Genomic DNA, 21,357 nt, shown 5'->3' on the forward strand with positions numbered 1-21,357 from the left:
CGCGGACAGTGCCCCGGAGCCGGTCATGGCTCCGGGGCTATCCTGATCAGTTGAGCTCTGCTTCTTCGAGCAGAATACCGCGATCGGGAAGGTAATAGGCGCCCGACAGCGACTTGGATTTGGCAGCCAAGAGGCGCTCTACCCCAAGATAAATCCATGGAACATTCTTCCATGCAGCCTCTTGGGCTGTCTTGTAGGCCTCTGCCCTTTTCTCATTGTCGGCAGTCGCAATTCCGGCCTTGATCCCGGCATCGACATCGGGATTACTGAAATAGGCGACGTTGAACATCTTCGGTGGGAAGCTCTCGCCGAACAGGAGCGGGCGCATCTGCCAATCGGTGTCACCGGTCGAAGCGGACCAGCCGCCGTAATAGAGCTGAACGGTGGTGTCCTCCGGCTTCGACACGCCCCAGATCTTCTGTGCGGCCACACCCGCCTCAAGTGGCGTGACTTTCAGCTTCACGTTCACCTGCGCGAGCTGCTGCTGAAGGAACTGCATGGCACGGATTGAGGTCGTGTTGTTTCCGGCAAAGATCTCGGTCTCGAATCCATCGGGGTAACCGGCTTCCTTCAGAAGCTCCTTGGCCTTGGCGACATCGAACGGCCACTCTCCCTGCTTAGCATAAAATGGCAGCCCGGGTGGAACAACCGAGTCCATGGGATCCATGTTTCCGTTGTAGACGATCTTGGCATAGGCCCGCTTATCGACGGCGTAATTCAGCGCCTGCCGCACCCGAATATCGTCGAATGGCTTCTTGAGATTGTTCATCGCCACATACCATGTGACAATGGACGGCTTGCTGATGGTGTCGAGCTTGGGGCTTTTCTCGGCAACGGATGCCATCTCAGGCGGCAGTGGATAGATGAACTGCGCCTCCCCCGCCTGAAGCATGGCAAGCCGCGAGCCATTCTCGGGAACGCTGCGAAGCGTGACGCTATCGACCTTGGGCAATCCCTGCTTCCAGTAGTTTTCGTTCTTGGCGACCTTCAGGGTGTCCGCCTGCCAACTCACGAACTTATAGGGCCCTGTCCCAACCGGGTTGCGCATTACCTCCTTGCCGTACTTTTCCAGAGCGGCGGGGCTGTGAAGCATCGCTCCGGGATGAGCGAGGTTGTTGATCATGGCCCCGAAGGGCTCTTTCAGGATGAGCCTGATCGTCGAATCATCGACCACCGTGAACTGGGAGACCATGTTGACCAGGCTGGCGCGGCTCAGGCGGTTCTCAGGGTTGGAGAGACGCTCGAAATTGATCTTCACCGCCTGCGCATTGAATGAGGTGCCGTCGTGGAATTTCACATTCTTGCGCAGGTGGATGGTAAATTCGGTTGCGTTGGGGTTGGCTTCATAGCTCTCCGCCAGGACAGGCACCAGCTTCATGTCCTTGTCGAAACCGAAGAGGCCCTGAAGAATCAGCCGCGTTGCCGATTGCGACAGCGTATCGTTGACATTGTGGGGATCCAGACCAGTCAGGTTATCCGGAACGCCCACCACCAAGTCCTTCGCCGCTAGCGCCGGCGTCGAGACTGACAGCAGCAGGGCGCCCGCCACCACTAATTTTTTGAAGTTGAACATGCTCTCTCCTCTGGTTTTACTGGGCTTAGTAGGCGCCGACTGAATGCGTAGCGACGAAGTGGGTCGGCGAGACGGCGGTGAGCGGTGCGACAGTCGGCTCATCACCGACTCGGCGGGTGGGGCTCGGGATTTCTCCCGTGATCAAGGCGCGATTTCTGTTACGCATCTTCGGATCCGCGACGGGAACAGCCGACAGGAGCCTCCGGGTATACGGATGCTGCGGATTTTCAAAGATGTCCCGTCTTGATCCGATTTCCACGATCTGGCCGAGATACATGACGGCGATCCGGTGGGAGATGCGTTCGACCACGGCCATGTCATGCGAGATGAAGAGGAAGGCCACCCCGAGCCGTTTCTGAAGATCCATAAGAAGATTGATTATCTGCGCTCGAATGGAAACGTCGAGCGCAGCGACGGACTCGTCGGCGATCACGAGCTTCGGGTCAGAGGCAAGGGCTCGCGCAATCGATATGCGCTGCCGTTGCCCTCCTGAGAATTCGTGCGGATAGCGCTCGGCATGCTCAGGTTGGAGGCCGACGACGCGCAGGAGCTCGGCAACGCGCTCCCGCACGGCTCCACCAGAGGCTAATCCATGGGTGATGAGGGGTTCGGCAATGCTGAAGCCCACCGTCAGGCGTGGATTCAGCGAGGCGTAGGGATCCTGAAAGATGTACTGGATCTTACGGCGAAGGCCGCGGCGCTCAGTGGAAGACAGCGTCGAGACATCTTTGCCCTCAAACCTGATGGTACCGCTCGTCGGCTCGATGAGTTGCATGAGGGTGCGACCAGTCGTGGATTTTCCGCAGCCGGATTCTCCGACAAGCGAAAGAGTCTCGCCGGGCATGATATCGAAGCTGATGCGTTCCACCGCGTGAACCCGTGCCACGACCCGACTGAAGATACCTTTATGGATATCGAAACGCGTGGCTAGATCCCGCACGCTTAGAAGGGGCTCTGCCGTCAACTTCACGGTGTCCTGCGGCGTCTCCAAACCAACATCTCCCTTGTCCGGCTCGGCGAGCGGGAAGCGGGCTGGCAGGCTGCGCCCCTTCATGGCGCCGAGTCTAGGGACGGCGCTCAGAAGCGATTTCGTATAGGGATGCTGCGGCGAGGCAAAGATCTGCTCGGTCGTTCCCTCCTCGACTTTCTGCCCCTTGTACATGACGACGACCCGATCAGCGATCTCGGCCACCACACCCATGTCATGGGTGATGAACATCATCCCCATGCCCATTTCCTCCTGCAGCTGGAGCATGAGCCGCAGGATCTGTGCCTGAATCGTCACGTCGAGGGCGGTGGTTGGCTCGTCGGCAATGAGAAGACCGGGTCGGCAGGAGAGCGCCATCGCGATCATCACCCGCTGGCGCATGCCGCCGGACAACTGGTGGGGGTGAGCATCCACCAGCCGCTTGGCCTCTGGAATCCGCACCTTCTCCAGAAGCCGGAGTGTCTCTGCGCGTGCCGCCGCACGGTCCATGTCCTGATGGAGAAGGATTGCCTCGCTGATCTGGTCACCGACGGTGAAGACCGGATTGAGCGATGTCATCGGTTCCTGAAAGATCATGGCGATCTCGTCGCCACGGATCTGCCGGAGATCAGACGCGGCCCCCTGCGAGAGGTCACGCACGGAACCGTCACGGATGCGATAATGCAAGCTGCCGCGGGAGATCCGACCGCCGCCATATTCGAGTAGACGCATGATGCTCAGAGCTGTCACCGACTTGCCGGATCCGGATTCGCCGACTACAGCAAGAGTTTCTCGCGGCCTGATGTCGAAGCTCACACCGTCGACCACGGTAACGGCGCCGGTCTCGGTGGGAAACTCCACCGCCAGATCCCGAACCGACAACAACGCTTCAGCAGCCATCATCCTTCTGAATGCCTCAGTTCGAAATCAATCATGCAATCGCGAGCCTTCAGGAAGCGTTACAATGTTATTGCGCACTGTTTCGCTCTGCAGCCATGCTGTTGGCCGCAAGTTCCAAATAGCGTCGCACTTGCGACACTACATGCCGCCTCTTTTGAGAAGCAAATTCCGAAAATGGGACACGTTATGCATCACTCGCATTATGGAAGATCCACTACATTTAGACATGCCCACCTGATCCCGGGGAGTATCGTCAGGAGATTACGAACCGTGTTGCGTCGTGACGGATCGGAAGAAGTCGGGATCTGGTTGAACGCGCCCCACCTCAAGGCCATTCCAGTTCTTGAGCAAAGGCCAAGCCAATGCCTCAACCTCCGTGCGCTCCCAATCGCTCAATGGCAGGAGGTGCAGGATAAGTGTCGCCATAACAGCAGCGGACGCCCGCGGCGTACCATCATCGATCTTGAGCGCAATACCGCAACCAAGTTCCGGCAAGGCGGCACAATAGACGCCCTCTGCACCGGATTTCACGAAGGCACGCTCCCGCAAAACCTGCATCAGCTTTGTATCGAAGCGATCTGTCCCGGCAACCATGAAGGGATATCGCGCAACCGCACGTCGGATCCGGCGTGCCGCAATCTGGCGCTCGCCGGGCAACCCGACGCCCGTGCCGAACCGCGCGAAACCCAGGGCGAGAGCCGAAAGCGGAATGGCGTAAGTCGGAATTGAGCACCCGTCGGTGCCCCGCACCGCCTCGGTATGAGGAGCGCCAGTTAGATCCTCCAGAGCGCGCCTCACCGTTTGCTGGACCGGGTGTTGCGCCGTCACATAGCCTCTTGGATTCTCGTCAAGCCCGCAGGACAGACAGACGAAACCCGAATGCTTGCCGGAACAATTGTTGTGAAGCGCACTTGGCTGCCCGTCCTGCGCCGCCAGGGCTCGGTTGGCCGCCTCGCCCGTGGGCCAGTGCGCACCGCATTCAAGGCATGACGCGTCCTGCCCTGCTTTGGCCAGGATAGAGGCAGCTGTCGCGGCATGCCTCTCCTCGCCCGAATGAGACGCACAGGTCAGCGCGATCTCCTCGTCCGACAGCCCATACCTGTCGGCGATCCCGCTCTCCACGAGGGGCAGAGCCTGTATCGCTTTGACGGCAGAGCGTGGGTAGATCCAGCGTTCGATATCGCCCAAAGCCAGGATCGGCGCACCATCGGCATCGACGATCGCTACGCTGCCGCGATGGCGCGACTCGATCAGCCTCCCGCGTGTTATTTCAATGAGAAACGGATTGATCATAGGAAGCTCGCCTGTTCAGATGACGGATCTACCCGCCCCAGGTCCGTTCGAGGACCCGGATCCAGTTCTCAGCGCAGATCTTCCGCACGGCTGCATCATCGTATCCCCTGACCTTCAGGAGATTCACGAGGGCCGGGAGGCGGCTGACGTCGCTCAGGTCACTCGGAACCGTCGTGCCATCGAAATCGGAACCAAGGCCGACCCGATCAAGCCCAATTCGGTCGACGAGGTAATCGATATGACGTATGAGTTCGTCGAGCTTGGTGTCTGGATCCTTGCGACCGTCCGCCCGGATGAACATCGTACCGAAATTCACGCCCACGAAGCCGTCCGTGTCCCGGATCGCATCGAGCTGGCGATCAGTCAGATTGCGCGAATGCGGCGTCAGAGCATGAACATTGGAATGGCTTGCTACGAGCGGAGCGTCCGAGAGGGCGGCTACATCCCAGAAACCCTGCTCGTTGAGGTGCGACAGATCGATGAGAATGCGCAATGCATTGCACGCCCGGATCAGCTCTCGTCCCTGATCTGTCAGACCGGGCCCGATATCAGGGAGTGAGGGGAAGCGAAATGGCACGCCGTGGCCGAAAATGTTCGAACGGCTCCAGACCGGACCGATGGAACGTAAACCCGTCTGATAGAGCACGTCGAGCATCTTCAAGTCGGGATCGATCATTTCGGCTCCTTCAATATGGAGCACCACGGCCAGGGCGCCGCTCGCCATAGCGGACCGGATGTCCCGTCCGCTTCGACATATGCGCATGCCACCCTCTGACGCCCGCTCCAGGCGCACCAGGAGCGAGATCAGGTCGAGGGTTGCCGTCTGCGCCTCTGCAAGGGATGGCGGCAGGGCCTGTGGCTTGCCGTCGCTTCCTATCCCATCGATCGATGAGGGGACAAAGACTGCGAACAGCCCGCCCGCGAAGCCTCCTACCCGCGCCCGCGGCAGATCCAAATGACCAGTCGTCCCTTCTTTAAGAAAACCGAGCTCAGGTGCCCCGTTTTCTGATCGCCAGAGACGAAGCAGCACATCATTATGTCCGTCAAAAACCGGTATGAGAGCTTCAGATGTCATGTTCGTCCAACACATTCGGCCGGGATATCATCACCCAGGGAAACTCGTGTAAGACCCCACGAGGCCCTTCGGCCAATTCAATTTTCGACAGAGTTGATACCGGACTTGCATAGGAGGCCAATTTGAACCCCTGTGATGCAAAGCATGCATAGGGAATGCCAATTTCCGAATTTGTCAGGCAAAACGTGCGCCGTATAGGTTCATTGCCCTGGCGAAGGGGCTCCCACCGGCCGCGTGTTCGGGATCGCATGTTTTTCGATGCAACACCGGTACAGAGTCTGGAGTCACCTGAACCAGTTAGAAATCGCGAAGGGCTGCCAGCCTGCGACGGCCGGTTGCGAGCGGCAGCAATAATGGCCTGGAAGGCCGAACCCTTCTTAACAGAGGTGATATGGGATGCTTAATCGGCGAACATTTCTTGCAAGCTCCGCAGCTGCGTCATTCTTCAGCTATTCGGGTCTATCGGCCGCCTTCGCGGACACGCCCAAAGACATTCTTGTCGTAGTGCAGCAGCTCGACAATATGACGAGCCTTGACCCGCACGAGAGCTTCGAGGCTGTGGGAAGCGAAATCAGCAGCAACTGCTATCAGAAGCTGGTCAAGGCAAATATCGACAAGCCTTCGGAGATCATTGGCGATCTGGCCGAATCCTGGGAGGCCGGCGCGGATGGGAAGACTATGACGTTCCGGCTGCGCAAGGACGCCAAGTTCGCAAGCGGACAGCCCGTGACGGCGGAGGACGCGGCCTTCTCGCTGCAGCGCGCTGTGATTATGAACAAGGGTCCGGCCTTCATCATCAATCAGTTCGGCTTCACGAAGGACAATGTTGCAGAACGCGTCAAGGCGGCTGACACCCACACCTTGGTGCTGACGCTGCAGGAACCGACCTCCCCGTCTTTCCTACTCTACTGCCTCTCCGCCAATGTCGGCAGCGTGGTCGATAAAAAGGTCACGATCGAGAAGGCTCAAGCCGACGATCTCGGCAATGGCTGGTTGCGTCAGAATACCGCCGGATCGGGAGCCTGGGTGCTTCGCTCCTGGAAGCCCAGCGAAAGCATCATGCTCGATGCGAATCCGAACGGTCAGTACAAAGGCAACATCAAGCGGATCATCCTGCGGCACATCGTCGATCCTTCTGCGCAGCTCCTGATGCTGCAGAAAGGTGATGCAGACGTCGCCCGCAACTTGACCACCGAGCAGCTCCGCACTCTTCAAGGTGACACCAACTACAACCTCGTCCAATCGGGTGTGGCTTCGCTCATGGTCATTTCCATGAACCAGAAGAATCCCAAGCTTGCCAAGCCACAGGTTTGGCAGGCGATCAAATGGGCTCTCGACTACCAGGGCATCCAGAAGAATATCGTGCCTCTTACGCATATTGTGCACCAGACCATGGTGCCGAAAGGTTTTCCTGGCGCGATCGAAGACAAGCCCTTCCAGAAGGATGTCGCGAAGGCGAAGGCCCTCATAGCAGAGGCGGGTCTGGCTGACGGATTCGAGGTGACGATGGATCACTATTCCGCCCAACCCTACCCGGATATCGCGCAGACCATTCAAGCGAACCTCGCCGAGATCGGCATCCGTGTGAAGCTGATGGCGGCGGAGAACCGTCAAGTTCTGACCAAGATGCGGGCCCGTCAGCATGACCTTATCCTGACGGCATGGGGCTCCGACTATTTCGATCCGAACACCAACGTGGAAGCCTTCTGTGTCAACACGGACAATGGCGAGGAGGCTCGCAACCGCACGCTCGCCTGGCGCTCGACCTGGCAGGACAAGCAGATGACGGATCGCTCTGCCGAAGCGCTCAAGGAGAGCGACCCAACCAAGCGCGTCGCCCTCTATGAGACGCTCCAGCGAGACCACATGGCCAATAGTCCCTTCGCGATCATGCTCCAGGGCATCACGACGGCTGCGTGCCGCAAGGATGTCACAGGCGTACGCCTCGGCACTCTCTCCGACACTCATTCCTATGCAGGAGCACGCAAGGCGTGAAGAAGCGGCTTGGAACGCTGGCGAGTGTCCTCGCCAGCGTCTCTCTCACTCTGTTCGGGCTCGTCGTCATCACCTTTCTGATCGGGCGCGTCATGCCGATCGATCCGGTTATCGCCGCGGTCGGCGATAACGCGCCTCAGGAAGTGGTCGAGAGAGCCCGTCAGGAAATGGGCCTCGACCAGCCTCTCCCGCAGCAATTTCTCTATTTCGTGGGGCAGTTGCTGCATGGAGATCTCGGCCAGTCGATTCTGACGAAGAATTCTGTCGCCAGCGATATCGCGCGGTATTTCCCGGCAACTCTGGAGCTTGCAACGGCCGCGATCATCGTCGCCGCTCTGATTGGGATTCCTCTCGGCGTGTGGGCCGCTGTCCGGCAAGGCACTTGGGTCGACCAGACAATTCGTGTCATCTGCCTCGCTGGCCATTCAGTGCCCGTTTTCGTCCTGGCTCTTTTGTGCCTTCTCGTCTTCTATGCGGTTCTCGAAATTGCGCCGGGGCCTGGGCGGCAGGATATCATCTATCAGGACATGGTTCCCCATGTGACGGGGCTTCTGACGGTCGATTCATTGATTGCCGGCGATTGGGGTGCATTCTGGGATGCTCTGGCGCATATGGTGCAGCCTGTCTGCATCCTGGCTTACTTCAGCATGGCCTATATCACCCGCATGACACGCGCGTTCATGCTGGATGCTCTGCATGGCGAATACGTCATTACCGCACGGGCCAAGGGTCTTTCCCCCGCGGCGGTGATCTGGCGCCATGCCTTCCCGAACGTAGGTGTGCAGCTCGTCACGGTTCTGGCTCTCACCTATGCGGGCCTGCTTGAAGGCGCGGTCGTCACCGAGACTGTCTTCAGCTGGCCGGGTCTTGGCCAGTATCTCACCGTTTCCCTCATGAACGCCGATATGAATCCGGTGATCGGTGCAACACTACTAGTCGGCTTGGTCTATGTCGGCCTTAACCTCCTGGCAGATGCCCTTTACCGGCAACTGGATCCCCGCATACGATGAGCACCGTTCTTTCTCGCGAGTGGCTCTTGGCGGAAACGCCGGAGTCCCGAACCCAAGCCGCATGGGGCCGGCGCTATCGCGCATGGCTCGACCTTCGGGCAAATCCATTGGCGATGATCGGCCTCATCATCATCGTCACTTTCGTCCTGCTGTCGCTGGCAGCTCCCATTCTGGCGACCCATGATCCCGGTGCGCAGGATCTGGCGAACCGCCTTGCCCGCCCCTCGGCGGCGCACTGGCTGGGGACGGACGAGTTGGGCCGTGACATCTACTCGCGTATTCTGTACGGCGGCCGGGTGACGCTCGGCATGGTGGTTGCCGTGGTGGTTCTCGTGGCACCGCTGGGACTCGCCGTCGGTTGCATTGCAGGCTATGCTGGGGGCACCGTCGATCGCCTCCTGATGCGGGTGACCGACATCTTCCTAGCCTTTCCTCGGCTGATCCTAGCGCTGGCATTCGTAGCTGCCCTGAGGCCCGGGGTGGAGAGCGCCATCCTGGCAATCGCTCTGACCGCATGGCCACCCTATGCGCGTCTTGCCCGGGCAGAAACCATGACGATCCGCAACAGCGACTTCATCGCCGCCTGTCGCCTGACCGGTGCTCCGGCCGGACGCATTGTACTCCGGCACGTAGCTCCTCTGTGTGTTCCAAGCCTTATCGTGCGCATTACTCTCGACATGAGTTCCATCATTATCACCGCCGCCAGCCTAGGCTTCCTTGGCATGGGCGCGCAGCCCCTTCCGCCGAATGGGGGGCGATGATCGCGACCACCAAGCGCTTCATTTTCGAGCAGTGGTGGGTTCCAACAATTCCAGGGCTCGCCATCTTCCTGGCTTCCCTCGCCTTTAACTTCCTGGGGGACGGCCTGCGTGATGTCCTCGATCCGAAGCAACGCTGATGCTGGTTGATATCGACAATCTCCGGGTTTCCTTCAAAACCCGGACGGGCACCTTCGATGCCGTGCGTGGCGTGTCGCTTGCCATCGGAACCGAGAAGCTTGGCATCGTCGGGGAGAGCGGTTCGGGAAAGTCGCTGACGGCTCGCGCCCTGATGCGCCTGCTGCCGCAAAACGCGAGCATTACGGCGGATCGGCTGGCTTTCGACGGCATCGACATTCTCAAAGCAGACGAGCGCGCCATGCGCCGCATCCGAGGCAAGCGGGCCGGGTTCATCCTTCAGGATCCGAAATATTCGCTCAATCCCGTCATGACGATCGGCCGGCAGGTGGCAGAAGCCTGGAGGACCCACAAGGGGGCGGGCGCAAGGAGGCCATGGAAGCCGCCATCGGGCTTCTCGATCAGGTGCGCATCCGGGATCCCCGCCGTGTCTACGATCTCTATCCGCATGAGGTATCCGGGGGCATGGGTCAGCGCATCATGATCGCCATGATGCTGGCGCCCGACCCGGCACTGCTGATCGCGGACGAGCCGACCAGTGCTCTCGACGCTACGGTGCAGGCCGAGATCCTGCGGCTGATAGAGGATCTTGTGTCGCAGCGAGGCATGGGCCTGATCCTTATCAGCCATGATCTGCCTCTCGTGTCTCATTTCTGCGATCGTGTCGCAGTCATGTATTCCGGGCGGATCGTCGAGGAAATTTCCGCGGGCAACCTCGCTCAGGCGAAACACCCCTATACCCGCGGCCTGCTCAACTGTCTGCCCTCCCTTATTCATCCCAAAGCGCGTCTCCCGGTTCTGAACCGCGATCCGGCATGGCTCCAATCATGATTGACGTTGATCAGCTGCGTATCCGCTTCGGCAGCAATGAGGTGGTCAAAGGCGTTTCATTTCACGTTCCGACCGGAGGCAGCTTCGGCATCGTCGGCGAGAGCGGCTCGGGCAAGTCGACCGTGTTGCGTGCCGTCGCCGGCCTGAATGCCGAATGGTCCGGAAACATCACGGTCGATAGGCAAGCCATGAGGCCACGCCGCGATCGTGCCTTCTTCCGGAAGGTCCAGATGGTATTTCAGGACCCCTACGGCTCCTTGCACCCCCGCCAGACGATCGACCGCATCTTGAGCGAGCCTCTGCTCGTGCACGGGATTGGCGAAATCGAGGCCCGCATTGAAAGGGTACTGTCCGAAGTCGCATTGCCGACCACAATGCGCTTTCGCTATCCGCACCAGCTCTCCGGAGGCCAACGCCAGCGCGTTGCGATTGCCAGAGCTTTGATTGCTGAGCCGGAAGTCCTGCTCCTCGACGAGCCGACCAGCGCACTCGACGTGTCGGTCCAGGCGGAGATTCTAAACCTGCTCGCCGATCTGCGGGAGCGACGCCGTCTGTCCTACATCCTCGTCAGCCACAATCTCGCTGTCGTTACCCATCTCTGCCCTCGAGTCGGGGTCATGATCGGCGGTGAGATGGTCGAGCAGCTGAGCGCCGAGGATCTGCGTGCAGGAAGCGTCCATCATCCGCATACGTCACAACTGCGGGCGCTCAGCGTCGATCTCGAAGAAGTACCTTAAGAATATCGCCGGTGAGAAACGGCAATCCCCTTCCTGCGAGGAACTGAAGAGTTCAGGAGATGACCATGTCTTTTGCCACGTCGGATTCGCTCTGGTCCTCAGCTGCGGAAACCGCGGCGCGCATCTCCGATGCCTGGAAGCAGGGGGCGGTCCCGGCGGTGCAATCGTGATCTTCGATGAGAAGAATATTCGGGTTGAATCCTGCGGCGGCCTGGAGAGTTTGGCAACCGCGGTTCCGTTCTCCCCCAACAGCGTGGTGCGCTACGCGTCCATAACCAAGCATATTTTCGCCGCGTTGGCCCTGCATCGCGATGACGTAATTGGCCTCGATGATCGCTTGGGCTCCCATCTGCCGGGTCTGCGGGGCCTCATGGCTGATGTGACCGTCGGCCGGGCTCTCGACATGACCGGCGGCCTGCCCGATGTGCGCGACACCCTTTCGTTGTTGGGCCTGTCCGTCCACACCGCGACCGAGGCACAGCCGATCCTGGATTTTCTCTACAGCTTGGAGAAGCTGAATTTTCCCGCCGGGCACGAGATTTCCTATTCCAACACCGGCTACCGCCTCGTCGAAGCGGCGCTGAAGTGCAAGGGTCTGCTGTTCAACGAGATGGTGCAGGAGCGGATCTCCCGCCCTCTCGGGATCGCCTTCCACGCACCCGAATTGTGGTTCGATCCCGTCCCTAACTTGGTTCCAGGCTATTGGCGTTCTGAGCAAGGCTGGCAATTGGGCAATGCCGGGCTACACCTCTCGGCTTCCGGCAGTTTGACCGGAAGCGTGCGCGACCTCGCAATCTGGCTGCAGGCTTTGATGAGTGGTCAGGGACCCGGCGAAGGGTGGATGGAGCGGCTATCCGCGACCCGCTTCCTCGCTGATGGACGCCCGACCCAGTATGGGCTTGGCCTCGCATGGTCGCGGATCGGCAACAACCGCCTCGTCGGCCATGGCGGCGCACATGCCGGCTACAAGAACTACTTCCTTCTCGACCCGCATCGCCGCGTAGGCGTCGCCCTCGTGTCCAACCGCGAGGACACCATGCCGTCGGGGCTCGTCCTTGAGATCATGGCAGCCCTGCTCGGCGAGACGCTCCCCCGCGCAGTGCGCGCATACCAGACGGTCTCTACGCGACCGCCGACGGTCCGTTCTGGCTTGAGATGAAGGATGGCGTTGCGACATTCCTTGGAGCTGGAGAAACTCTCTATGAGGGAGAGGACGGATATTCCGTTTCGCTCTCGGCCCATATGCCCATGCGGCTCCGCTGGACCGGCGAAGCCGTCGAGGGCGAGGTTGGCCATGCTGCGCGCCGTTTCGTTTCCGTCCAACCTGACGACTGCCTGTCACGTGCTCAGGGGCGTTGGGTGTGCCCGGCCTATCACTCAGATTTCGAGATCAAGGGCGACAGGCTCGAGATGGGCATCGGCCCTGCCCGGACGAGCGCGCCATTGGTATCTTTGGGCAGCAACCGGCTTCTCATGGAGGGAAAGGACGGCCCCTGGATGAAGCGCTCCAGTCTCGTTTTCGACGACGGTCGTGCGGGATTATTCCTCAATCGGAGCCGTGTCATTCAATTCGAGCGTGAGGCCTGAGATGGGGGGCGAGATCTCCGCAGTCCGGTCGGAAGACCTCGCCGCTCATCTTACTGTGACGTGGTGCGGGCAAAGTCTATATAGATCTCCCGCAGACGCTTCACGAGCGGGCCTGGCTTGCCTCCGCCCACTGGGGTGCCGTCAATCATCACCACAGGCTGCAGGAAGCTCGAAGCGCTGGTGATGAAGGCCTCTTTCGCATTCAGGGCCTCCTCGACCGAGAAGGCTCGCTCCTCGATACGGATCTGACGCTCCGCCGCCAAGGCGAGCAGCGCCTTGCGGGTGCATCCGGGCAGGATGGCATTGGAGTTCGGGCGAGTGACGATGACGTCATCTGGGGTAACGATGAAGACGGTCGATGACCCACCTTCCGTGACCAGCCCATCCTCAACCATCCAAGCCTCCTGGCAACCTGCTTCTGCCGCAGCCTGCTTCGCCAGAACCTGCGCAAGGAGAGCCACGCTCTTAATATCGCGGCGTGCCCAGCGGATGTCGGGCAGAGTTTTCACCGCGATGCCATTCTGTGCCGCCGGGGAATCAACGATGCTCTTCACCTGAGTGAACATAATGAGACTTGGCTTGACATCTTTAGGGAACGCGAAGTCTCGGTCGGCTGCGCCGCGCGTCACCTGCAGATAGACGACCCCTTCGACCAGGACGTTGCGGGCGATGAGCTCCTTCTGAATTTTCTCGATGCGCTCCAGCGTCTCCGGAAGAGGCAGGGCGATCTCCCCAACCGAGCGAGCTAGCCGCGCAAGATGCGCCTCATTGTCGACCAGCCTGCCAGCGAGAACCGCTGAAACCTCGTAGATCCCGTCTGCGAACAGAAACCCACGATCAAGGATCGACACACGGGCCTCCTCGAGCGGCAGAAACTCTCCATTCACATAAGCAATGCGGCTCAATTTCGTCTTCTCCTTTGCATGGCCGAACCAGCTTCTTCCCGGACCGTGCTGTTTCGATGAAGCCGCCTCTCCATGGCGGCATCGATGGCACGTTCATGAAAGAAAAGCGCCTCGCGAGCATGATCTTTAAGCATTCAAATCGGTCCCGCCCAATTCAGATTTGGAACCATTTCATGCTGGTCGTGCATAGACCGTGAATTCTTCGTAATATTCTTTCACCTGCCATTCACTTGTGCCACATTTGCAAGCTGAGCCGACTTGGATAGGGTGCGGCTGCGAAAACCATCACGCATGTGTCATCCGCGCCCGGAGCAGGGAATGGAAATCAAGTGGCTCGAGGACTTCATCAGTCTTGCTAATACGTTGAGCTTCTCGCGGGCCGCTGAAGAACGCCACGTCACGCAATCCGCCTTCAGCCGTCGCATCAAACAGCTTGAGACCTGGCTGGGGGTTCCTCTGGTCGACCGCGCTACCTTTCCAGCGCACCTCACTCAGGCGGGCCAAGATTTCCTGCCGGTTGCGCAGGAGACTGTGACCAACCTCAATCGGACCCGTAATGACATTCGAGAGAAACAGGGTATCAAAGCCAATACTCTCAGCTTTGCGGCGCTCCACACCCTCTCAATCACGTTTTTCCCGCGCTGGCTCCAAAGCATCGAGCCGCGGTTCGGCGCCCTCTCGACCCGCCTCAGCGCCGACAACAGCAGCATGGAAGGATTTGTGAACTCATTGACTGAGGGGGAAAGCGATTTTCTCCTCATCTATGCCCATCCTGCCGTTCCGGTCATGATCGACGAAGCCCGCTTCGCTTATCGAACCTTGGGACGTGAGAATATCATCCCCATATCGGCTCCGGATTCCGAAGGCCGCCCTCTCCACAGAATCGATGGCTCCGGCAACCCGGTCCGCTATCTCGCTTACGGTCCGGGCGCCTTCTTTGGTCATGCGCTGACAAACCTTTTCGAACACCGTCCGCTGGGCCGAACCCCGGTCTACGAGAACACAATGTCGGAAGGTTTGAAGGCTATGGCCCTCGCCGGTTGGGGTCTTGCCTGGATTCCGGAGAGCATCATCGTGGACGACTTGGCCGCCAAGCGCATTGTGCGAGCCGGAGACCCATCCTGGGATCTTAGTGTCAATATCCGTCTCTACCGCTTTCTTGCAAATGACCGCCCGATCGTTAGACGCTTTTGGAACCTGCTCGAAACCTAATTATCCGGCAAATCGCGGTCCGCAGAAGCAATAGGTAGATTTCCTTCTATCCAGGGAGACTGTCAGGTAAAGCCAAATGATCATGATATAGCTCCCTTCAAAGGGAATGTCGGCATTGGGTCAGACTCAGAAATTCCCCTGCCGTTCTGGAGCGTCCGGTTCTGCATTCTAAGCCGACCTTCAACTTGCTTATGTCTCGTGCCGATCATGCGATTTTCGTTGGTAAAATGGTCGAGGCAAGTTCCACCACTATCCAATGATGAAGCTTGCCACTGCCACAATGCTGCCAGCCGCGGAATTGGCCGGGTGTCCTAAATTGGATTTGTTATCCTTCCACGATTACAGGCACGATGTGCGTACAGCCTCCATCGTGCAAGAACGAGAAGAGTGCGGGGGAATTCGATTTCTGTGCACTTCTTTGCGATCTGATCCGGCGTAGAGTCTTCGAAGTCGCGGACATATATGGTAAGGCCGAGATCGCCCTGCTTGCAAATTGTTGTACGTCATCGCTTATGCTCGCCTTACCATGACAGGTACAGCAGATCGCGTTGGCTTGCGCTCAGCGATGTCCTGCTTTGTCCCGCCGCAGGCGTCGCAGATATTCGTGGGCAAGTTCCAGCGATGGCCGGTCACGCCACCTCTCCATCGATCGTCGGCGGCTGCGAAGGCGGCCTCAGACTAGCGGTTTGCACGGTGCCCTGCGTCGACTGTATGTGCGACAGCTTGCTACCGGGCTCGCGGATCGAGTCGATCAGCTGATTGCGGCGCCACAGCTCCTGCTCGTTGACCACGTTGCCCTCCTGCTGGGTCTTGTAGTCGAAGCCCCAGGCGCGGCGCTCGCCCTCCTGCGCCAACATCAGCGCCCGGGCGTCGGCATCGAACATGGCGCTCATCTTCGCCGCCTAGGTGATGCGACGGCTCAGCGTCAGCGTCTCCTTGCGCTCCAGAATCTTGCCGTTGTCGTCCTTCAGGTCGTGTTCGAGCGGCTTGGCCAGGATCTTCGTGGGCTCGCCGCGCAGCAGGCGCAAGGCGTGCGGCTGCGGAAGAATCCTTGGGTCGTAGGGCTTCGGGCCTGAAACGGCTGAGTATCCCGCTCCCTCCGCCACCTTGCAGGGCTAAGCGCCTACACCTGTTAGAAATTTTTCCTGCTCATTTGCGCGGCCCCAACATAGGTCCCAACAGCACCGCATGTAGCAGTTCAGAGGCTCAACAGGCCGTGTTGGCACTTCCTTGGCGTCGAGTGCTGATCGCGCCTGTTCAAGCAACTGGATTGCCTCAGCCGCACTCACGATTCGTGGCGTGCCGTTCGCGAGCGATAGACGCTCAGATCTATTCCAGATCCATTCCTCGAGTCGCGAGACGACGAGCGGGACAATGCGCTCAACTCCCTTGAAATCATAGTTTTTGCCCCGCGGTTTTGCCTTGATGAACTCCCCTAGGCTCAGCGCCTGTCCGACCTTCTCGTCAAGGCGCGCTTGGCGTCGTTGAAATGTAGAAATCTGGCCGAACTCGTAATCCAGGGGCCGTTCGATAGAGACGCATTCAAAAGCAAAAAGGAAGCAGCCATTGAAACAGGGCATCACAGTCTGAGAAAACCTTATCGGGAAGTCTGCGTTGGCTTTGCTCCGGCGCTAGAGGGATACAGGATTGGCCAACCTGCCGAGGGACATGAGCAGACGTTCCTGCACTCGTATCAGGAAACTCTCCATCTCAGCCTCATGCTTGAACGGTCCCCGTCTACTAGATCTGATGAGATAGAGCGTGCGCGTGATCGCTGGTTCGGTGATGCGTCGGCTCACTAACATCCCCCTCTTCAACTCCTCGATTGCAGTCCCATAGGGCATAATGCTAGCCGCTGCTCCTCGTGAGACAACCGCTTTCATGGCAGATACAGATTGTGCCTCGAAGGGAACATGCACTGGCAAAGACAGGCGCTCCGCGGAAGCCTCGACAAGACGGCGGATGCTGTCCTTTTCCCCTGCCAGCACCAAATCTTGGTTTAGAGCTTCCGAGAAAGTGATTGTTTCACCAGCGGGAGCTTTCGATGGAGCCGCCACATAAACCAGTTCCTCTCTCAGGATCGGCTGCAGGACCAACCCCGGTCGTTCGTTAACCTCATAGGCGAAAGCAAGATCCAGTTCGCCCCGCTCCAGCGCTTCGACGAGAACGAAGCTCAGTTCCTCGCTGAGGCTCAGAAAAACTCCCGGCATAGCCTCGCGGGCGTCCAGCAGCATATCGGAGCCGATCTGAAGCATGATGCTTGGGGTCAGCCCAAGCGCGACCACTTCACGCTCTATTGTGCCGAGCGACTTGATTTCCTGCTGTGTCTCCTGCACCAGCTGGAGAATGGTGTTGGCGCGATCAAACAGGATGCGCCCGGCTTCCGTCGGCAGCACGCCCCGGGAATGTCGGACTAGAAGATCAACCCCGAGTTCCTGCTCCAGCTGTCTGATCTGCAGACCCAACGCCGGCTGCGCAACGTTGAGTTGTTCTGCCGCCCGAGTGATGTTGCCAACCTCGATCACCCTCACGAAATAACGTATTTGCCGAAGATTAATGGCGTTGCCCTCCCCGCTGGCATGGCCGTCCGATGGGCAGTTTCGCCGCAGTCTCCCTGTTGTCAATGGGATGCGCCGAGCATGACTAGATGTATCAAGAGCTCCCATCATACATTCTTGATATGAGAGGCACCTTTTTTTGTCTTTGATCGACAAGGGGCCCGATCGTACCACTGCATTGTGGAATGACGAGGAGTGTCCGTCTTGGCGCAACTGCAATTATCCGTCGCCATCGGCGATTATGACCGGAACCGGCCGCTTATTGACGGCAAGGTCAGCATCGACGGGGTGAGCCCATTGGTGATGACGCTCGACCCAGAAGAAATTTTCTTCCGTGCGTTTCGACACTCCGAATTCGATATCTGCGAGTTGTCCTTCAGCAGCTACACTCTTAAGATTTCACAGGGACGCAGTGCCTATGTCGGCATTCCCGCTTTTCTATCCCGCGCCTTCCGGCATACCTCCATCTACATCAGGACCGATCGCGGCATCCGCGAGCCGCGCGACCTGATTGGCCGTAGGATCGGACTTCCGGAATACCAGCTGACAGCCTGCGTTTGGGCTCGCGCGCTCCTTCAGGACGATTACGGCGTCAATCCTTCGGACGTCACCTGGGTGCGCGGCGGCATCGAGCAACCCGGCCGGCCCGAAAAAATCCCTGTCGAGTTGCCATCAGATATCAAGGTCGTCAGCGCTCCGGAGGAAAAGTCCCTCAACGAATTGCTCGAAGCAGGCGAGATCGACGGCTTCATCGGCCCGCGCGCACCCTCCTGCTACGACCGTGGCCACCCACACGTCGATCGCCTCTTCCCAGATCCCACTGCGGCTGCGGCCGACTATTATACCCGGACAGGCATCTTCCCGATCATGCATATCCTTGGGGTCAAGCGCGAGCTGGCAGAACACCATCCCTGGTTACCGGCCGCCGTACTGAAGGCTTTCGAGCAGTCAAAAGCCATGGCCCTGGTACGTCTCAACGACACCTCCGCCACCAAGGTTACCCTCCCCTTCGTCGAGGAGCAGCTGAAGGCAGCCCGAAAGCTCATGGGAGCCGATTTCTGGTCATACGGTGTCGCGCCAAACCGCAAGGTACTTGAGAGCTTCGTGGCGCATCATCACAGGCAAGGCTTGTCGGCCCGTCAGGTATCGGTGGAAGAGCTTTTCCATCCCTCAACCCTTGAGGCCCACCGCATCTGATCTCCCGTTAAAATCCTGTTCGATCGAGGTTCATGACCATGTCTCACCACGCCCCTGCCATAACTCTGGAGGCATTGAGACTTCCGGAACAGCGGGATCTCTACTATGGCGGAGCCTGGCATTCGCCACGATCCGGCAGGTATGCAGATGTGCGCAGTCCGGCAACAGACGAGTCCTTGGGCCCTGTTGCCGAGGCGAGTGAAGCGGATGCAGCGCTGGCTGTTTCGGCGGCGCAGGAAGCCTTCCGGGAGTGGCGCAGGGTCCCACCCCTGGAACGGGCGAAGCTGCTGCGGCGCCTCAGCCAAGTGCTCCGCGATCATGCCCCGGAACTCGCCATGCTCGATGCGGCTGATTGCGGCAACCCGGTTCGTGAAATGGTGGGCGATGTGATGAACGCTGCCGCCCAACTCGAATTCTTTGCTGGCCTCGTGACCGAGATGAAGGGCGCCTCGGTGCCGATGGGTCCGGATGCGGTCAATTTCTCGATCCGCGAGCCGCTTGGCGTCGTCGTCCGCATCGTGCCGTTCAACCACCCTTTCATGTTCGCCGCCGCCAAATCGGCAGCGCCGCTGGCAGCTGGCAATACGGTCATTATCAAGCCCCCGGAGCAGGCTCCCCTCTCCGCATTGCGCCTTGCAGAACTCGTCGACGGCATCCTGCCTCCGGGTGTTTTCAACGTGGTCCCGGGCGGGCGGGAGGCCGGCGCTGCGCTCGCCAGCCATCCGGACGTTGCAAAGGTCGCCCTCATCGGCAGCATCGCCACAGGCCGTGCCGTCCTCCGAGCCGCGGCTGAGACGATCAAGCCTGTCCTTTTGGAGCTTGGGGGCAAGAACGCCCTGATTGCCTTTCCGGATGCAGACCCGGACGAGGTTGCAGCCGGCGTGGTCGCAGGCATGAACTTCACTTGGTGCGGCCAATCCTGCGGATCGACGAGCCGTGCGTTCATCCATCGCTCGATCTACGAGGCAGTGCTGGATCGGGTGAGAACCCGCTGTGCAGCCTACAGGCCCGGCCTCCCAACAAACCCCTCCACGACCATGGGCGCCATCATCAGCCGTACCCAGTATGACCGCGTTCTCGGCTATATCGAGAAGACCAAAGCCGAGGGCGCGCGGCTTGTCTATGGCGGGAAGACGCCATCTGATCCAGATCTTGCCAATGGATTTTTCGTCGAGCCCACCGTGTTCGCCGACGTCACTCCGGATATGACGCTTGCCCAGGAGGAGGTCTTCGGCCCGATCCTCGTGGTTCTATCCTGGGAAGCCGAAGCTGCGATGATCGAGCAGGTCAATGCGGTGCCTTATGGCCTGACCTGCTCCATCTGGACCAACGATCTCATCCGGGCCCACCGAACGGCTGCCGAGGTTGAGGCTGGGTTCGTCTGGATCAACGAGGTATCGAAGCACTTCCTGGGAACACCGTTTGGCGGCTACAAGCAATCCGGTACGGGCCGTGAGGAATGCCTCGGAGAGTTGCTGAGTTTCACGCAGGAAAAGAACATCCACGTGAACCTGAAGCGGCCGGCCCGAACATAGAGAGACCCTTTGAACAACCCAGAACGAGCCCGGCGCATCACCCGCGCCGGGCCCTTTGTTTGCGTGAATGGATCTACTTCAAGGTCTGGAACAGTTGCGCGAGCTGCTCCTTGGAGAGCGGAGCCTGCAGAACCTTGAGAGACACTGCATCGGCCATGACGGTATCGAGCTCCTCCGCCCGATCGGGATCGAGCATCTCCTTGGGATAGAACTCATCGCGGACCCGCTTAGCGGTTGCCTCGGGGATGCCAACCCACTCTGCGTACATCTTGATGGCTGCAGGATCCGAATACATCCAATTCAGCGTATCGCGATATCCGCGCATGAAACGGGTGAATACATCTCTCCGCTGTTCCAGGGCTGGAGCGTTCGCGATCACGAGGCGAACAGTCTGGTTCCTGAAGCTGGGAACGTCGCTGCCGTGGGCGATGATGCGGATGCGGTTCTGCCCCAGGGCATCGAGGCCGAATGGCGGCGAAGACCATCCTACATCCACCTGATTAGACATGACCTGCGTAAAGGTGCTGCTCGGGGTACCTGTCGCGACCGGCTTCGCCTGAACCTGGAACTGTCGTTGGAAGCCGAGCACGACCAAGTTCGTGGAGGATCCGTTGGTCGAGTAGGCAATCGTCCGGCCCGCAATGTCCTTCATCGACTGAATGGGAGAATCTGAACGAACATACCAGAAGAGGTCTGTCGATCCTGTCGTCTGCGCGCCTAGAGCACGGACCGGAGCACCCTTGGCGAAGGCGCTCATGACGGCGCCGGTGCCCACACCCGTTCCGATATCGACGCTCCCCGAGATCACCGCCTGCTGGGTCTCGCCGCTGCCCTGCGTGTAAAGGATATCAAGCACGAGGCTGTGCCTTTTAAAGATCCCTGCCTTCTGGCCGAGTTCGGCGATGGCGTTTTCCCAATTTCCCCGCTGCCCTACGGCCAGTTTCAAACTGTCTTCGGCCCTTGCAGTTGTCGCGCCCAGAGCCAGGGATGCAAACATAAAGCTTGCAACAATCCTGCGTCGACTGATCCTGTCCATGTTGTTCCTCCCAATTTTTTGTTTGTCCAAGGCGGAGCCGGAGCTCCGTC

The 21,357-nt window shown here is 59.3% G+C and carries 17 protein-coding genes and 2 pseudogenes; 10 read left to right on the forward strand and 9 right to left on the reverse strand.

The genetic code is table 11. From position 1 onward, the window contains the following. Positions 1-46: 46 nt before the first annotated feature. From ACD578_RS17930 to ACD578_RS17945, 4 genes are all read right to left on the reverse strand, one after another. Positions 47-1,675, reverse strand: coding sequence for a glutathione ABC transporter substrate-binding protein (locus ACD578_RS17930; RefSeq protein WP_404293933.1), 1,629 nt, complete (start codon positions 1,673-1,675; stop codon positions 47-49). After that, complete coding sequence (locus tag ACD578_RS17935) at positions 1,599-3,440, reverse strand: dipeptide ABC transporter ATP-binding protein (protein ID WP_404293934.1); 1,842 nt, start codon at positions 3,438-3,440, stop codon at positions 1,599-1,601. The genes ACD578_RS17930 and ACD578_RS17935 overlap by 77 nt, the downstream gene beginning before the upstream one ends. Before the next feature lie 261 nt (positions 3,441-3,701). Continuing rightward, complete coding sequence (locus ACD578_RS17940) at positions 3,702-4,733, reverse strand: asparaginase (RefSeq protein ID WP_404287140.1); 1,032 nt, start codon at positions 4,731-4,733, stop codon at positions 3,702-3,704. Positions 4,734-4,761: 28 nt separating this feature from the next. Further along, positions 4,762-5,808 (reverse strand): dipeptidase, encoded by a 1,047-nt coding sequence (locus tag ACD578_RS17945; RefSeq protein WP_404287142.1) that lies wholly within the window; start codon positions 5,806-5,808, stop codon positions 4,762-4,764. A 396-nt stretch (positions 5,809-6,204) separates the two neighbouring features. Between ACD578_RS17945 and ACD578_RS17950 the strand changes: the two genes are divergently transcribed. The 7 genes and pseudogenes from ACD578_RS17950 to ACD578_RS17980 all read left to right on the forward strand — a co-directional run bounded on the left by ACD578_RS17950 (position 6,205) and on the right by ACD578_RS17980 (position 12,864). Beyond that, positions 6,205-7,803, forward strand: a complete 1,599-nt coding sequence (locus ACD578_RS17950) for an ABC transporter substrate-binding protein (RefSeq protein WP_404287144.1) — start codon at positions 6,205-6,207, stop codon at positions 7,801-7,803. Beyond that, on the forward strand, positions 7,800-8,813 hold the full coding sequence (locus tag ACD578_RS17955; RefSeq protein ID WP_404287146.1) for an ABC transporter permease: 1,014 nt from the start codon (positions 7,800-7,802) through the stop codon (positions 8,811-8,813). Before ACD578_RS17950 ends, ACD578_RS17955 begins: the two co-directional genes overlap by 4 nt. After that, positions 8,810-9,711, forward strand: a pseudogene (locus ACD578_RS17960) (ABC transporter permease). The gene ACD578_RS17955 and the pseudogene ACD578_RS17960 overlap by 4 nt, the downstream one beginning before the upstream one ends. A 152-nt stretch (positions 9,712-9,863) precedes the next feature. Next, positions 9,864-10,540: pseudogene (locus tag ACD578_RS17965) on the forward strand (ATP-binding cassette domain-containing protein). Beyond that, positions 10,537-11,277 (forward strand): ABC transporter ATP-binding protein, encoded by a 741-nt coding sequence (locus ACD578_RS17970; RefSeq protein WP_404287148.1) that lies wholly within the window; start codon positions 10,537-10,539, stop codon positions 11,275-11,277. The pseudogene ACD578_RS17965 and the gene ACD578_RS17970 overlap by 4 nt, the downstream one beginning before the upstream one ends. A 166-nt stretch (positions 11,278-11,443) precedes the next feature. Then, entirely contained in the window at positions 11,444-12,436 is a 993-nt protein-coding gene (locus ACD578_RS17975; RefSeq protein ID WP_404287150.1) for a serine hydrolase domain-containing protein, read from the forward strand. Then, positions 12,433-12,864: a hypothetical protein gene (locus ACD578_RS17980; RefSeq protein ID WP_404287152.1), complete on the forward strand. Its 432-nt coding sequence runs from the start codon at positions 12,433-12,435 to the stop codon at positions 12,862-12,864. Before ACD578_RS17975 ends, ACD578_RS17980 begins: the two co-directional genes overlap by 4 nt. Before the next feature lie 50 nt (positions 12,865-12,914). On the opposite strand, the gene ACD578_RS17985 is transcribed toward ACD578_RS17980, so the two are convergent. Continuing rightward, positions 12,915-13,769 (reverse strand): D-amino-acid transaminase, encoded by an 855-nt coding sequence (locus tag ACD578_RS17985; protein ID WP_404287154.1) that lies wholly within the window; start codon positions 13,767-13,769, stop codon positions 12,915-12,917. A 318-nt stretch (positions 13,770-14,087) separates the two neighbouring features. Between ACD578_RS17985 and ACD578_RS17990 the strand changes: the two genes are divergently transcribed. Continuing rightward, positions 14,088-14,981, forward strand: a complete 894-nt coding sequence (locus ACD578_RS17990; RefSeq protein ID WP_404287156.1) for a LysR family transcriptional regulator — start codon at positions 14,088-14,090, stop codon at positions 14,979-14,981. 629 nt (positions 14,982-15,610) lie between these two features. Here the strand turns inward: ACD578_RS17990 and ACD578_RS17995 are convergent. The 3 genes from ACD578_RS17995 to ACD578_RS18005 form a co-directional block, all read right to left on the reverse strand. Then, a complete protein-coding gene (locus ACD578_RS17995) occupies positions 15,611-15,874 on the reverse strand; it encodes a hypothetical protein (protein ID WP_404287158.1) in 264 nt (87 codons plus the stop codon). 9 nt (positions 15,875-15,883) lie between these two features. Beyond that, positions 15,884-16,009: a hypothetical protein gene (locus ACD578_RS18000; protein WP_404287160.1), complete on the reverse strand. Its 126-nt coding sequence runs from the start codon at positions 16,007-16,009 to the stop codon at positions 15,884-15,886. A gap of 603 nt (positions 16,010-16,612) precedes the next feature. Continuing rightward, positions 16,613-17,539 (reverse strand): LysR family transcriptional regulator, encoded by a 927-nt coding sequence (locus tag ACD578_RS18005; RefSeq protein WP_404293936.1) that lies wholly within the window; start codon positions 17,537-17,539, stop codon positions 16,613-16,615. Between the two features lie 195 nt (positions 17,540-17,734). On the opposite strand from ACD578_RS18005, the gene ACD578_RS18010 reads away from it, so the two are divergent. Both ACD578_RS18010 and ACD578_RS18015 read left to right on the forward strand, forming a co-directional pair. Next, positions 17,735-18,736 carry an ABC transporter substrate-binding protein gene (locus ACD578_RS18010; RefSeq protein WP_404287162.1) on the forward strand — a complete coding sequence of 334 codons (1,002 nt, stop codon included), beginning with the start codon at positions 17,735-17,737 and terminating at the stop codon, positions 18,734-18,736. A 32-nt stretch (positions 18,737-18,768) separates the two neighbouring features. Continuing rightward, entirely contained in the window at positions 18,769-20,271 is a 1,503-nt protein-coding gene (locus tag ACD578_RS18015; RefSeq protein ID WP_404287164.1) for an aldehyde dehydrogenase family protein, read from the forward strand. A gap of 73 nt (positions 20,272-20,344) precedes the next feature. Here the strand turns inward: ACD578_RS18015 and ACD578_RS18020 are convergent, their stop codons facing one another. After that, positions 20,345-21,307 (reverse strand): ABC transporter substrate-binding protein, encoded by a 963-nt coding sequence (locus ACD578_RS18020; RefSeq protein ID WP_404287166.1) that lies wholly within the window; start codon positions 21,305-21,307, stop codon positions 20,345-20,347. Positions 21,308-21,357 lie beyond the last annotated feature (50 nt).

Source organism: Microvirga sp. RSM25, from assembly GCF_044784385.1.
GTDB classification, from domain to species: domain Bacteria; phylum Pseudomonadota; class Alphaproteobacteria; order Rhizobiales; family Beijerinckiaceae; genus Microvirga; species Microvirga tunisiensis.

Coding starts and splice junctions, on each gene's coding strand:
- ACD578_RS17930 (WP_404293933.1), bottom strand. CDS start 1,675: ATGAGCCGACTGTCGCACCGCTCACCGCCGTCTCGCCGACCCACTTCG.
- ACD578_RS17935 (WP_404293934.1), bottom strand. CDS start 3,440: ATGGCTGCTGAAGCGTTGTTGTCGGTTCGGGATCTGGCGGTGGAGTTT.
- ACD578_RS17940 (WP_404287140.1), bottom strand. CDS start 4,733: ATGATCAATCCGTTTCTCATTGAAATAACACGCGGGAGGCTGATCGAG.
- ACD578_RS17945 (WP_404287142.1), bottom strand. CDS start 5,808: ATGACATCTGAAGCTCTCATACCGGTTTTTGACGGACATAATGATGTG.
- ACD578_RS17950 (WP_404287144.1), top strand. CDS start 6,205: ATGCTTAATCGGCGAACATTTCTTGCAAGCTCCGCAGCTGCGTCATTC.
- ACD578_RS17970 (WP_404287148.1), top strand. CDS start 10,537: ATGATTGACGTTGATCAGCTGCGTATCCGCTTCGGCAGCAATGAGGTG.
- ACD578_RS17980 (WP_404287152.1), top strand. CDS start 12,433: ATGAAGGATGGCGTTGCGACATTCCTTGGAGCTGGAGAAACTCTCTAT.
- ACD578_RS17990 (WP_404287156.1), top strand. CDS start 14,088: ATGGAAATCAAGTGGCTCGAGGACTTCATCAGTCTTGCTAATACGTTG.
- ACD578_RS17995 (WP_404287158.1), bottom strand. CDS start 15,874: ATGAGCGCCATGTTCGATGCCGACGCCCGGGCGCTGATGTTGGCGCAG.
- ACD578_RS18015 (WP_404287164.1), top strand. CDS start 18,769: ATGACCATGTCTCACCACGCCCCTGCCATAACTCTGGAGGCATTGAGA.
- ACD578_RS18020 (WP_404287166.1), bottom strand. CDS start 21,307: ATGGACAGGATCAGTCGACGCAGGATTGTTGCAAGCTTTATGTTTGCA.